The sequence below is a fragment of the Pseudomonas sp. AP42 genome (assembly GCF_001728935.1).
GTDB classification, from domain to species: domain Bacteria; phylum Pseudomonadota; class Gammaproteobacteria; order Pseudomonadales; family Pseudomonadaceae; genus Aquipseudomonas; species Aquipseudomonas lactis.
Window position 1 is genome coordinate 1 of sequence record NZ_LYSO01000149.1, and the last position, 13,138, is coordinate 13,138.

11 protein-coding genes are annotated in these 13,138 nt (G+C 60.8%); 2 read left to right on the forward strand and 9 right to left on the reverse strand.

The window, feature by feature from the left end:
- Positions 1 to 305: 305 nt before the first annotated feature.
- From A7K61_RS28390 to A7K61_RS28400, 3 genes are read right to left on the reverse strand one after another with little or no spacing between them, the layout of a single operon-like run.
- Positions 306 to 1,487 carry an acetyl-CoA C-acetyltransferase gene (locus A7K61_RS28390; RefSeq protein ID WP_044273133.1) on the reverse strand — a complete coding sequence of 394 codons (1,182 nt, stop codon included), beginning with the start codon at positions 1,485 to 1,487 and terminating at the stop codon, positions 306 to 308.
- A gap of 11 nt (positions 1,488 to 1,498) precedes the next feature.
- Entirely contained in the window at positions 1,499 to 2,158 is a 660-nt protein-coding gene (locus A7K61_RS28395) for a CoA transferase subunit B (protein ID WP_003190327.1), read from the reverse strand.
- Positions 2,159 to 2,189: 31 nt separating this feature from the next.
- A complete protein-coding gene (locus tag A7K61_RS28400; RefSeq protein WP_044273134.1) occupies positions 2,190 to 2,888 on the reverse strand; it encodes a CoA transferase subunit A in 699 nt (232 codons plus the stop codon).
- A 132-nt stretch (positions 2,889 to 3,020) separates the two neighbouring features.
- On the opposite strand from A7K61_RS28400, the gene A7K61_RS28405 reads away from it, so the two are divergent.
- Entirely contained in the window at positions 3,021 to 3,923 is a 903-nt protein-coding gene (locus A7K61_RS28405; protein WP_044273135.1) for a LysR family transcriptional regulator, read from the forward strand.
- Positions 3,924 to 3,981: 58 nt separating this feature from the next.
- Here the strand turns inward: A7K61_RS28405 and A7K61_RS28410 are convergent, their stop codons facing one another.
- The 6 genes from A7K61_RS28410 to A7K61_RS28435 form a co-directional block, all read right to left on the reverse strand.
- Positions 3,982 to 4,311: a hypothetical protein gene (locus A7K61_RS28410; RefSeq protein WP_003190335.1), complete on the reverse strand. Its 330-nt coding sequence runs from the start codon at positions 4,309 to 4,311 to the stop codon at positions 3,982 to 3,984.
- Positions 4,312 to 4,884: 573 nt separating this feature from the next.
- Entirely contained in the window at positions 4,885 to 5,733 is an 849-nt protein-coding gene (locus A7K61_RS28415) for an NAD-dependent protein deacetylase (protein WP_069558842.1), read from the reverse strand.
- A 9-nt stretch (positions 5,734 to 5,742) separates the two neighbouring features.
- Entirely contained in the window at positions 5,743 to 6,183 is a 441-nt protein-coding gene (locus tag A7K61_RS28420) for a CBS domain-containing protein (RefSeq protein WP_047710523.1), read from the reverse strand.
- A 129-nt stretch (positions 6,184 to 6,312) separates the two neighbouring features.
- On the reverse strand, positions 6,313 to 8,262 hold the full coding sequence (locus A7K61_RS28425) for a DNA topoisomerase III (protein WP_069558844.1): 1,950 nt from the start codon (positions 8,260 to 8,262) through the stop codon (positions 6,313 to 6,315).
- Between the two features lie 220 nt (positions 8,263 to 8,482).
- Positions 8,483 to 10,105 carry an MFS transporter gene (locus A7K61_RS28430; protein WP_032892452.1) on the reverse strand — a complete coding sequence of 541 codons (1,623 nt, stop codon included), beginning with the start codon at positions 10,103 to 10,105 and terminating at the stop codon, positions 8,483 to 8,485.
- Positions 10,106 to 10,187: 82 nt separating this feature from the next.
- On the reverse strand, positions 10,188 to 11,855 hold the full coding sequence (locus A7K61_RS28435) for a GMC family oxidoreductase (protein WP_069558843.1): 1,668 nt from the start codon (positions 11,853 to 11,855) through the stop codon (positions 10,188 to 10,190).
- Positions 11,856 to 11,983: 128 nt separating this feature from the next.
- Between A7K61_RS28435 and A7K61_RS28440 the strand changes: the two genes are divergently transcribed.
- The gene (locus A7K61_RS28440; protein ID WP_044273140.1) at positions 11,984 to 12,877 is read left to right on the forward strand and encodes a LysR family transcriptional regulator; all 894 of its coding nucleotides are present in this window, start codon (positions 11,984 to 11,986) and stop codon (positions 12,875 to 12,877) included.
- The last annotated feature ends 261 nt before the right edge of the window (positions 12,878 to 13,138 follow it).

Below are 13,138 nucleotides of genomic sequence, written 5' to 3' on the forward strand. Positions count from 1 at the left end.
CAAAAGCAGATCAAAAGCGACTCGCTTCGCATCGTGGTTACCTGTGGGGGGCAGGTTCGACTTCTGTGTCGATTGAACGGCCGCCTTCGCAGGCAAGCCAGCTCCCACCTTTTGACCGAGTTGTTTCAGGGGACACGAGAAAAAGAAAAGGCCTGGCTTTTCGTGGAGCCGGGCCTTTTCTGTGTTGCTCGTTATGTCTCACCTGTAGGAGCGAGCTTGCTCGCGAAGCACTCATAGGCAACAGGTTCTATCAGGAACGCTGCGTTATCCTTGACGTTTTTCGTGAGCAAGCTCGCTCCTACAGGTCAGTTGCGCTCGAGCGCCAGGGCTACGCCTTGGCCGCCGCCGATGCACAGCGTTGCCAAGCCTTTCTTGGCGTCGCGCTTGATCATTTCATGCAGCAGGGTCACCAGCACGCGGCAGCCTGAAGCCCCGATGGGGTGACCGATGGCGATGGCGCCACCGTTGACGTTGACCTTCTGCGCGTCCCATTCCAGCTCTTTGCCCACCGCGAGGGATTGTGCGGCGAAGGCTTCGTTGGCTTCGATCAGGTCCAGGTCAGCCAACTGCCAGCCGGCCTTGTCCAGGCAGCGGCGGGTGGCCGAGACCGGGCCGATGCCCATGATCGCCGGGTCGACGCCCGCGTTGGCGTAGCTGGCGATACGCGCCAGTACGGGCAGGCCGAGGGCCTTGGCTTTGGCGGCGCTCATCAGCAGCACCGCGGCGGCGCCGTCGTTGAGGCTGGAGGCGTTGCCGGCGGTGACGCTGCCGTCTTTCTTGAACGCAGGCTTGAGCTTGGCCAGGGATTCGGCGGTGGTGCCGGCGCGGGGTTGTTCGTCCACCGCGAAGGCCACCGGGTCGCCTTTGCGCTGGGGAATCAGGATCGGTGTGATCTCATCGGCAAAGCGCCCGGCTTCGATAGCAGCAGCGGCTTTTTGCTGGGAGGCGGCGGCAAAGGCGTCCTGGGCTTCGCGGCTGATGCCGTATTTGTCCACCAGGTTCTCGGCGGTGATGCCCATGTGGTAGTCGTTGAACGCATCCCACAGGCCGTCGGTGATCATGCTGTCGATCATCTTCGCGTGGCCCATGCGCAAACCGGTGCGCGCGGCAGGCAATACATACGGGGCCAGGCTCATGTTCTCCATGCCACCGGCAATGATCACCTCGGCGTCGCCGCAACGAATGGCCTGGGCGCCCAGGTGCAGAGCCTTGAGGCCCGAACCGCAGACCTTGTTCAGGGTCAGGCTCGGCACGGCGTGGGGCAGGCCGGCGAGGATCGAAGCCTGGCGCGCCGGGTTCTGGCCGCTGCCAGCGGTAAGCACCTGGCCGAGGATCACTTCATCCACTTGCGCCGGGTCCAGGCCGGTTTGCTCCAGCAGGCGACGGATCACGGCGGCGCCCAGTTCCGGGGCCGGAATGTTCGCCAGCGAACCTTGGAAGCTGCCCACGGCGGTGCGGGTGGCAGCAACAATCACGACGTCTTGCATGGAATCTGTCCTCACTGGAAGTGCATTTCTGGAACGTGGTCCGGGACGATCAGTTTACCGGCGGTCTTGCTCACAATCTCTTCAACGCTGACGCCAGGTGCGCGTTCCTTGAGGACAAAAGCGCCATTTTCGATTTCCAGGTACGCCAGGTCCGTGAGCACACGCTTGATGCAGTTGGCACCGGTCAGCGGCAGGCTGCACTGGCTGAGCAACTTGGACTCACCGTCTTTGGAGGCGTGAGTCATGATCACGATGATGTTTTCTGCGCCAGCCACCAGGTCCATGGCACCGCCCATGCCCTTGACCAGCTTGCCGGGGATCATCCACGAAGCGATGTTGCCCTGTACGTCTACTTCGAATGCGCCGAGTACGGTGAGGTCGACATGCCCACCGCGAATCATCGCGAACGACTCGGCGGAAGAGAAGATCGAGGCGCCGATGCGTGCGGTGACGGTCTGCTTGCCGGCGTTGATCATGTCGGCGTCGATGGTGTCTTCGGTCGGGAACGGGCCCATGCCCAGCAGGCCGTTTTCCGATTGCAGCATCACTTCCATGCCGTCGGGGATGTAGTTGGCCACCAGGGTCGGAATGCCGATACCGAGGTTCACGTAGTAACCGTCCTGCATCTCGCGGGCAACGCGTTGAGCCATTTGTTCGCGGGTAAGCGCCATGATTGTTTCCTCTTATTGTTCTGGACGGGGATTATTTGCGGACGGTGCGCTGTTCAATGCGCTTTTCGAAGGTGCCGCAGATGATCCGGTCGACGTAGATGCCAGGGGTGTGGATCTGCGCCGGGTCCAGCTCGCCCGGTTCGACGATTTCCTCGACTTCGACCACGGTGATCTTGCCGGCGGTGGCGGCCAGCGGGTTGAAGTTCTGGGCGGTGTGACGGTAGATGACGTTGCCGAAGTGGTCGGCTTTCCAGCCTTTGACGATGGCAAAGTCGCCGGTGATGGACTCTTCCATCAGATACGGGCGACCGTTGAACTCGCGGGTTTCCTTGCCTTCGGCCACGGGGGTGCCGACGCCGGTGGCGGTGAAGAAGGCCGGAATGCCGGCGCCGCCTGCGCGCATTTTCTCTGCCAGGGTGCCTTGGGGCGTGAGCACCACCTCAATCTCGCCGCTGAGCAGCTGCTTCTCGAACAGGGCGTTTTCACCCACGTAGGAAGCGATCACTTTGCTGATCTGCTTCTGTTCCAGCAGCACGCCCAGGCCAAAGCCATCGACGCCACAGTTGTTGGAGACCACCGTCAGGTCGCGGGTGCCTTTGCGCTTGATTTCGCCAATGAGGTTTTCCGGAATGCCACACAGGCCAAAACCACCGGAGAGTACGGTCATGCCGTCTTCCAGGCCTGCCAGTGCTTCTTCATAGGACGCCACGCGTTTATCGAAACCTGCCATATGCACCTCTTTTATTGTTTGTGGTCCAGCCAGTGAGTTGAGTGTTGCGCCAGTGGATTGATTTGTTAAGTTGTTTTTTAAGGTTGATTGATTTAGAAAACAGCATAGTCCAGTCATCGTCCGGAGCAGCCCATGACCGTCAAACAGATGCGTGCCTTTCTCGCTGTTGCGCAAAGCCTGAGTTTTGCCGCTGCCTGCGAGCGTTTGCACCTCTCCCAATCGGCGTTGAGCTTGACCATCAAGGGCCTGGAAGAAGGTTTAGGCGGGCGCCTGTTCAGCCGCAATACCCGTAACGTCGCGCTGACCCCTGAAGGTGAATCCCTGTTGCCCCTGGCCCGCCGGTTGATTGCCGATTGGGACAACGCCGAAGACGAACTGCGCCAGCGTTTTACCCTGCAACGCGGCCGCGTCACGGTGGCGGCCATGCCGTCGTTCGCAGGGAACCTGTTGCCGCCGATCCTGAAGATATTCCGCGCCCGTTACCCTCAGGTGAACGTGACGGTGCATGACCTGATCAATGAGCAAGTGCTGGAGATGGTGCGCGACCGTCAGGTGGAGTTGGGGGTGGCGTTCGAGCCATCAGATGGCTCGTCATTGGCGTTCACGCCGCTGTACCTGGACCGCTTTGTGGCTGTGGTGCCGGGAGATTCAGCCTTGGCACAGCGCGCTGAAATCGACTGGAAAGCTCTATTGGAACAGCCGTTCATCACCCTGCAACGGCCTTCCACCGTGCGAGTAATGTTGGAAGAGCACCTGGGGGCCTTGCAGATGAAATTGCCCGTGGCCTTGGAAAGCCATCAATTGGCGACGGTGGGCAAGATGGTTGCCAGCGGTTTGGGAGTTAGCGCGGTGCCTGCGTTATGCGCCAGGCAGATGGAGGAGGCGGGAGCCCGTTGCATTACCTTGACCGGCCCGGTGATCGAGCGGCCGATTGGGGTGCTGACCAAGCCGGGGCATGAACTGTCGGCAGCGGCGCAGGTGTTGTTTGATATCTTTCGAGATGAAGCGGCGAAGGGCAGGTTTCCAACGTTCTAAACTAGTAAATACAAATGTGGGAGCTGGCAAGCCAGCTCCCACATCAATTAAGTACTACTTAGTAGTAACGGTCGATCACTTTAACTTGCGAGCTGTCTTTGAAAGACGCCCAGGCATTGTTAAGTGTGTCAAACACCTGTTCGATAAAGTTGCGGTCAGCCGCGGCTTTCTTGCCGACATAACCCTGGCCACGGCGGTACATCTTCAGGCGCGCCGCGAGCTCACGGTTATTGCGGTCAAACTCGGCTTCTTCGGTATGGGGCGCCAGGCAGTCAATTTGCACTTCGCCCGATTTGCCAATCCACAGGATATGGTCGTCGAGTGTGTCTTTCTGCGCTGCGAACATCTCAGCCAATTCATCGATAGTTGGTTGGTTGTTCAGATTCATGTGTAAGCCCCTTGACCAGTTGGCGATCTATCAGTTGATTCGTTAATGCCAGTTAAGTTGTCTCCGGTTACTAAAACCGGGCGTCAGCGACGGGCTGCCGAATACGGGCAGGGTCTTGTAGCTGATGCATGTAGTCTTGCTGATGGACTGCTACGCAATGCTTTGATTACGAAGACAAGCCGCGTTTGAGCGTCTTGTACCTGTCCCTCTCGGGGCCGGTCAGCTTCATCAATCTGCCTTGTGGGCAGTGCACATCCAGAAAAACAGCTCGGCGGTCAGACGAGCCTGTTCAAAACGCTTGTTACCAACGCTCTCGATCCGAGAGACGTCTAGATCATGCAAGGACAAAAAGGTTACGTCAACGGTTATGTAGTGATTATTTTTGCTCACTACATAAATTGCCGTGGGGACGGGGGAATGCGAGAAAATGTGACTTGGGCGTCATTTTTTGGAAGTGATGGTCGAGCGCCTCAACCCTTGTAGGAGCGAGCTTGCTCGCGAAAAACTCGGGCTCGCCGTGGGGTGTCAGGTTGCCCCGGTTATCGTTGACAATTTTCGCGAGCAAGCTCGCTCCTACAGGGAGAGCTGGTCGACCAGTAATGGCAGTAGTCGCTCACAGGACGCCTGAATTTTCACCTGCAACAGCTCATCCCCCCGCGTCTTGCCCAGGTTGATAGCAATCACCGGCTTACCCTGTTCAACCATCGCTTTGCATAGGCGAAACGCCGAATAGGCCATCAGCGACGAACCCACCACCAACAGTCCTTCGGCATGCTCTACCGCCGTCATTGCCTTGAGCGCCGTCGCCGGTGCGACGTTTTCGCCAAAGAACACCACATCCGGTTTCAGCCGTTCGCCATTGCAGTGCGGGCAGCGGGGCACCTGGAAGCGCTGTTCAAACGCGGGATCAAGCAAGGTGTCGCCATCCGGCGCTTGCACCGCATGAACCTGTGCCATGTGCGGGTTATCGACTTCCATCTGCCGCTGGATCACATCGCGCTCGCTACGCAGTTGGCAATCCAGGCACAGCACCCGATGCAAACTGCCATGCAGCTCGATCACATCCTGGCTGCCGGCCTGGTCATGCAGGGTGTCGACGTTCTGCGTAATCAGCCCGCTGATATGGCCACGGTGTTGCAGCGTCGCGAGCGCAAGGTGGGCCTTGTTCGGCTGGGCAATGCGCACCCGCGGCCACCCCAGCATCGCCCGCGCCCAGTAGCGGCGCCGCGCCTCTGGAGTGGCGAGGAATTCCTGGTACATCATCGGTGGCTTGCCCCGGCGTACACCTTCACCGTCCCGGTAATCCGGGATACCCGAAGATGTACTGATCCCTGCGCCGGTCAGTACCAGAAAATGCCGGCCGGTCATGGCCCGGTGCAGGGTGTCGAGGTGGTCTTCCTGATGGTCCTGCGTGTCGAGCATGGGTTCCCCCTATTCGCCGCGGATGTACTGTTCCAGCTGCTGGATCAAGGCCGCTTGTTCGGCAATGGCTTCCTTGACCAAGTCACCGATGGACAGCAGGCCCAGCAGTTTGCCGTCTTCGACCACGGGCAGGTGGCGCAGGTGACTGTCGGTCATGATGTTCATGCATTCCTCGACACTCTTGTGAGTATCCACCGTGATCACCGGCGAGCTCATCACCTCATGGACCTTGGTAGTGACCGACGAGAGGCCCTTGAGCATGATTTTGCGCGCGTAATCCCGTTCACTGATGATGCCGACCACTACGCCATCCTTGACCACGGGCAAGGCACCGACGTTTTTCTCGGACATTCGCACCAGCGCTTCAAACACGGTGTGGTCCCATTTGATCGTGTGGACGTCCTGGTTCTTCTGGTCCTTGGCTTTGAGCAGTTGTGCAACGGTCTTCATGGCGGCCACTCCGGTGTTGTTGTTGGTAGTCCAGATCCCCTACAGAATCCTAGACCGAACCCGCCGGAGCAAGGGCCAATGCGGCGTTAAACCTGTCGAAAAACGTCATGGGCCGGTTTTTTTCGGTATTTATCCGGCATTTGCCGGTTTTTTCCCGCGCTTGGGGCTGGCAGCAGCCTTACGCGGGGCGGCCTTGCGTTTCTTTTTCCACGGCGCTGCACCTCGGCCTGCGGGGCTGGCGGGGCCAGTGATGGTCATGCGCATGCCGTTGCAGCGCGCCACTTGCTTGCTCATCCACGCCGCTTGCTTGGCGACGAATTCTTCCAGGCTCATTTCGCCGCTTTGCACCATGTCCAGTGCCTGTTCCCAGATGGCGGTGGTGCCGGGGTCGGCGATGGCGCGGGGCACCGCGTCGATCAGGCTGAACGCGGCCGGGGTTGCCGACAGGGCCTTGCCGTTTTTCACCAGGTAGCCGCGGTCCAGCAGGCCCTGGATAATCCCGGCGCGGGTGGCCTCGGTGCCGATGCCCGTGGTGTCCTTGAGTTTTTGCTTGAGCAAGGGGTCCTCCACCAGCTTGGCGACGTTTTTCATTGCCTTGATCAGGTCGCCTTCGGTAAAGGGCTTGGGTGGCTGGGTCCATAGGTCCTTGAGGTTGACCTTGGCCACGGCGTAGTCATGGCCCTGCACCAGCGTCGGCAATGCTTGGGGCGCGGGGGCTTCGCGACCTTTGGCGGGGGCCAGCGCTTCGGGCAAGGCGCGTTTCCAGCCCGGTTCGATAATGACTTTGCCCACCGCGCGCAACGCCTGGCCGGCACAGTCGAAATCGGCCTGGGTGCGGTCGTATTCATGGTTGGGCAGGAACTGCGCCAGGTAGCGCGCACGAATCAGCGTGTAGACCGCACGGTGCTTGCCGGTCAGTTGGCTGATGTCCTTGCCGGCCCCTGTGGGGATGATGCCGTGGTGGGCGCTGACTTTCGCGTCGTTCCAAGCCCGCGAACGGCGCTGTGGGTCGATGTGCGGCATCAGCGCGTTGACCGCGGTGTCCGCACGGCCCAGCGCCGCCAGGATCTTCGGCGCTTCACTGTGCTGGCTCAGCGGCAGGTAACCGCAATCGCTGCGCGGGTAGGTGATGGCCTTGTGGGTTTCGTACAGGGATTGGGCGATATCCAGGGTTTCCTGGGCGCCCAGGCCAAGCTTCTTCGAACAGATCTCCTGCAAGGTGCCAAGGTCGAAGGGCAGGGGCGCCACCTCGCGCATGCGTTCGGTACGCAGTTTCACCAGCCGCGCCGTGGCGGCGTTGAGCATGGCGTCGGCGGCGTCCCGCGCCAGTTGCGGGTTGAGGCAACGGCCCTGGTCGTCACAGGCATCCTCAGGGGCGCGCCATTGGGCGGTGAAGGTCATGTGCTCGTGGTGCAGGTCGACATCGATGGCCCAATAGGCCACCGGCACGAAATCGGCGATGCTGCGATCACGGTCCACCACCAGGCGCAAGGTCGGGGTTTGCACCCGGCCAACCGGCAGCACGCCTTGGTAACCGGATTGGCGCCCCAGCAGGGTAAACAGGCGGCTCATGTTCATGCCGATCAGCCAGTCGGCACGCGAGCGCCCCAGGGCCGAGTGATACAGGCTGAAGGTTTCTGCACCGGGTTTGAGCGCCGCCAGGGCCTTGCGAATGGAGGCGTCGTCGAGTGCCGACAGCCACAGCCGCTGGATCGGCCCGCGGTAGCGGCAATGCTCCACCAGTTCACGGGCGATCATCTCGCCTTCACGGTCGGCGTCGGTGGCGATCACCAGTTCCTGGGCTTCCCCCAGCAAGCGTTTGACGGCCTTGTATTGGCTGGCGGTCTTGGGCTTGACCAGCATCTTCCATTTTTCCGGAACGATCGGCAGGTCGGCCAGCACCCAGCGTTTGTACTTGGCGTCGTAAGCGTCGGGCGGAGCGGTTTCCAACAAGTGGCCGATGCACCAGGTGACCGTGACTCCATGACCCAGCCAGCACCCATCGCCGCGGCGGCTGGCGCCGAGCACGGCCGCGATATCCTTGGCCTGGGAGGGTTTTTCACAGAGGTACAGCCGCATGGTCATCACATCAGATCAGGTTGATGCCTTGCAGGATGCTTATTTGAAGGGATTTGAGCAACCATTATCTGTATGGATGTACAGCAATTTGTGTGGGCGCCGCACACCGCTGTAGGAGCGAGCTTGCTCGCGAAGGTCGTTATGATGACGCGGGGCGCCTGGTGCCCCGCGTTGCGCTCAGGTTCTTCGCGAGCAAGCTCGCTCCTACAGGGGGGAGGTATCAGTTGTTTTCGATATCCACATGCCGGGTTTCTTTAAGGCAGAACAGCCCGACGATCAGGCTCACGCCCGTCACCACCACCGGGTACCACAACCCATAGAAAATATCGCCGGTGTACACCACCAGGGCGAACGATACCGTCGGCAGGAACCCGCCAAACCAGCCGTTACCGATGTGGTAGGGCAGGGACATCGAGGTGTAGCGGATGCGCGTCGGAAACAGCTCCACCATCAGCGCTGCCAACGGCCCGTAGCACATGGCGGCGATGAAGATCAGCACCACGATCAGCACCACCACCATCAGCTTGTTGACCTGGGCCACATCCGCCGATGACGGGTAGCCGGCCAGGGCCACGGCGCCACGCAGGGCCGCTTCGTCAAAACCGTCGATACGCACATCGCCCACGCTCACTTGCACCGGGCTGCCCGCAGGGGCGGCGGCGCTGCTGTAGGGCAGGCCCTGTTTGACCAGGAAGGTCTTGACCTTGTCGCACGGGCTGTCAAAACGGGCCTTGCCCACTGGGTCGAACTGGAAGGTGCAGGTGGCCGGGTCGGCCAGTACGGTGATCGGCGCTTGTTGGCTAGCCTGGTCCATCGCCGGGTTGGTGTAGTGCGCCAGGCCCTTGAAGATCGGGAAGTACAGCGCGGTCGCCAACAGCAGGCCGAGCATCAGCACCGGCTTGCGCCCGACCTTGTCCGACAGCCAGCCAAACAGGATAAAGAACGGCGCGCCAATCACCACGCTGATGATCAACAGCATATTGGCCAGGGCCGGGTCCATGCGCAGGAACTGGGTGAGGAAGAACAGCACATAAAACTGCGCCGCGTAGAAGGTCACGGCCTGCCCGCCGTTGATGCTGAACAGGGCGATCAGCACCACCTTGAGGTTTTCCCACTTGCCGAACGACTCGCGAATCGGCGCCTTGCACGCCTTGCCTTCTTCTTTCATTTTCAAGAAGGCGGGCGACTCGTGCAGGCTCATGCGGATCCAGGTCGAGATGCCCAGCAGCACGATGGAAAACAGGAACGGAATGCGCCAGCCCCACACTTCGAACTGATCGCCGGTGAAGTAACGGCAGGCCAGCACCACCAGCAGCGACAGCAGCAGGCCGAGGGTGGCGGTGGATTGAATCCAGCTGGTATGCAGCCCGCGCTTGCCCGGTGGCGCATGCTCGGCCACGTAGGTAGCGGCACCACCGTATTCGCCGCCCAGTGCCAGGCCCTGCAGCATGCGCAGCACAATGAGGATGATCGGCGCGGCAATGCCGATGCTGGCGTAGGTCGGCAGCAACCCGACGCAGAAGGTTGCCACGCCCATCAGGATGATGGTCACGAGGAAGGTGTACTTGCGCCCGATCATATCGCCCAGGCGGCCGAACACCAGCGCACCGAATGGCCGCACCACAAAGCCTGCGGCAAAGGCCATCAAGGCAAAGATAAACGCCGTGGTGTCGTTGACCCCGGCAAAGAACTGCTTGCTGATCACCGCCGCCAGGGCGCCGTAGAGGAAAAAGTCATACCACTCGAACACCGTCCCCAGGGAGGAGGCGAAGATGACCTTTCTTGATTCGTTGGCGGTACTTGCACTGGCCGCCGAGCCCAGGGGTTGAGCATGTTCTGACATCGGGTGTCCCTCACAGTGATTATTTATTGTTGTTCCACTGTCGGCGCCAACCTCAGCGCCGCTATTTTTTCAACGTCAACGATTACGCGGGGTACCCTGTAGTGCGCGGTGCTGGTGGGTTTTTCGCGAGTAAGCTCGCGCCTACAGTGTTGGGTGACAGGATGAGCTGCGCGGCTTTCTCCGCGATCATCAGCGTGGGTGAGCAGGTATTGCCGGAGGTGATGCGCGGCATGATCGACGCATCGGCAATGCGCAGGCCGGGGATGCCGTGTACGCGCAGTTGGCTGTCGACCACCGCGTCCTTGTCATCGCCCATGCGGCAGGTGCCCACCGGATGGAAAATCGTGGTGCCGATCCGAGCGGCGGCCTCGTGCAGTTGTTCTTCAGTTTGCAGGGCTTGGCCAGGCAGGTATTCCACCGGTTTGAACTGGCTCAGGGCCGGAGCGGCGACGATGCGCCGGGTCAGGCGAATGGCGTCGGCGGCGATGCGCAAGTCTTCGGGGTGGCTGAGGTAATTGGGTTGTATCAGCGGCGCATCCGCCGGGTTGGCCGAACGAATATCCACCCGGCCGCGACTTTGCGGGCGCAGGTCGCAAACCGACGCAGTAAATGCCGGGAAGCCGTGCAACGGTTCGCCAAAGCGCTCCAGGGACAGTGGCTGCACGTGGTATTGCAGGTTGGCCGAGGTCTGCTCCGGCCCGGAGCGGGCAAACGCGCCGAGCTGGCTGGGCGCCATCGACAGCGGGCCGCTGCGGTCGTACAGGTAGCGCAGGCCCATGCCCATCTTGCCCCACAATGTGCCGGCGATCTGGTTCAGGGTGCGGGCATTTTCCAGTTTGTAGATCAGGCGCAGTTGCAGGTGATCTTGCAGGTTGCCACCAACACCTGGCAGCTCGTGCACCACGTCGATACCCAGCGGCTTGAGCACCTGGGAAGGGCCGATCCCTGAACGTTGCAGAATCCCCGGCGAACCCACCGAGCCGGCGCACAGCACAATCTCCTTGCGCGCCTTCCAGCCCATCGACTGGCCGTGTTGACGCCCCAGTACCTGCGAGGCACGACCGTTTTCCAGCAGCACACGCTCAACTTCCACCTCAGTCAGCACGGTGAGGTTGGGGCGGTGGCGGATCGGCTTGAGAAACGCCTTGGCCGCATTCCAGCGCACACCGGCTTTCTGGTTGACCTGGAAGTAACCGCAACCCTCGTTATCGCCCTGGTTGAAATCATTGATATTGGCGATGCCGCTTTGGGCAGCCGCCTCACGAAACGCATCGAGGATCGGCCACGACAGGCGCTGTTGCTCGACGCGCCACTCGCCGCCCTCGTTGTGGAATTCAGAGCCGCCGGCAAAATGGTTTTCGCTCTGTTTGAACAGCGGCAGTACGTCTTTCCAGGCCCAGCCCGCGTTGCCCGCCGCCGCCCAGCCGTCGTAGTCCTGGGCCTGGCCGCGCATATAGATCATGCCGTTGATGGACGAGCAGCCGCCCAGCACTTTGCCCCGTGGATAGCTCAAGGCGCGCCCTTGCAGGCCAGCTTGGGATTGGGTCTTGAAGCACCAGTCGGTGCGTGGGTTGCCGATGCAGAACAGGTAGCCGACAGGGATATGGATCCAGGGGTAGTTGTCGCGGCCACCGGCTTCCAGCAGCAGCACACGGTGAGCCGGGTTGGCGGACAGACGATTGGCCAGCAGGCATCCGGCGGGGCCGGCGCCGACGACGATGTAATCGTATTCAGCAGTTGCATTGGGCATCTGGGGTCTCGCTTGTTTTTCTTATTGGCCCCATCCTAGTTGTTAGTTTTCGTCTTAAAAATGTTAGTTTTTACCCACCCGCTGTGCGTTTTTAAACAACGGCGGCTGGCCCGGGCACTGGAGGCGATATGTTCGACTGGAATGACCTGCGGTTTTTTCTCGAGTTACAGCGCAGTGGCCGCCTGCTCACCGCCGCCCAACGCCTGAAAACCACGCATGCCACCGTGGCCCGGCATATCGACGCCATCGAGAAAAGCCTCGGCACGGCGTTGTTCGTGCAACATGCCCAGGGCTATGAATTGACGCCTGCCGGCGAAGCGCTGCTCAAACATGCGGAGGCCATGGAGAACGTGGCACTGTTGGCCGAAGACGAGCTCACCCATTCTGCTGCGCCCCTGGGCAAGATTCGCCTCGGCGTGGCCGAAGGGCTGGGGGTGATGTTTTTGGCCGCGCGCATGGGCGGGTTGTTTGAACGCTATCCAGGATTGGAGGTGGAGCTGGTCGCGGTGCCGCGTTTTGTCAGTATCCTCAACCGCGAGGCGGAGATCAGCATCCACCTGGAGCGCCCCAGCGCCGATCAATTGGTGACGCGCAAACTCACTGATTATCGCCTGGCGCTGTACGCCAGCCGTGCCTATCTGGCGCGCAACCCGCCTATCGAGAAGCGTGAAGACCTTGCTGCCCATGCCTGGATCGATTACGTCGATGACCTGCTGTTCAGCCAGGAGCTGAAGTTACTCAACAGCTTCTGCCGTAACCCTAAGGTGGTGTTCCACAGCACCAGCGTGATCGCCCAGCACCAGGCGGCGCGTTCGGGGTTGGGCATTGCAGTGTTACCGTGTTTTATGGCGGCTGGGGATGGGGAGTTGGTGCCGTTGTTGCCGGCAGAGGGCATTCAGCGCAGCTATTGGATCAGCTCGCGTCGGGAGCTGCACAAGTCGGTGCGGTTGCGGGTGTTGTGGGATTATGTGGTGGAGTTGTGCGCGCGGGAGCAGGGCTTGTTGCTCGGCGAATCCCGCTGACACACACGCGGATTAAAAAGTGGGAGCTGGCTTGCTCGCGATGACGGCCCGACAGCCGATGCATATCTACCTGACACCCCGCGATCTCTCTGTGGGAGCTGGCTTGCCTGCGATGGCGGCCTACCAGCCGACACTTCTCTATCTGACACCCCACATTCCAACTGTGGGAGCGGGCTTGCTCGCGAAGGCGGCCTAACAGTCAACACAGTTGGACCGGGTACATATCCGTTATTTAGGTAACGGCCACTTAGGGTTCCGCCC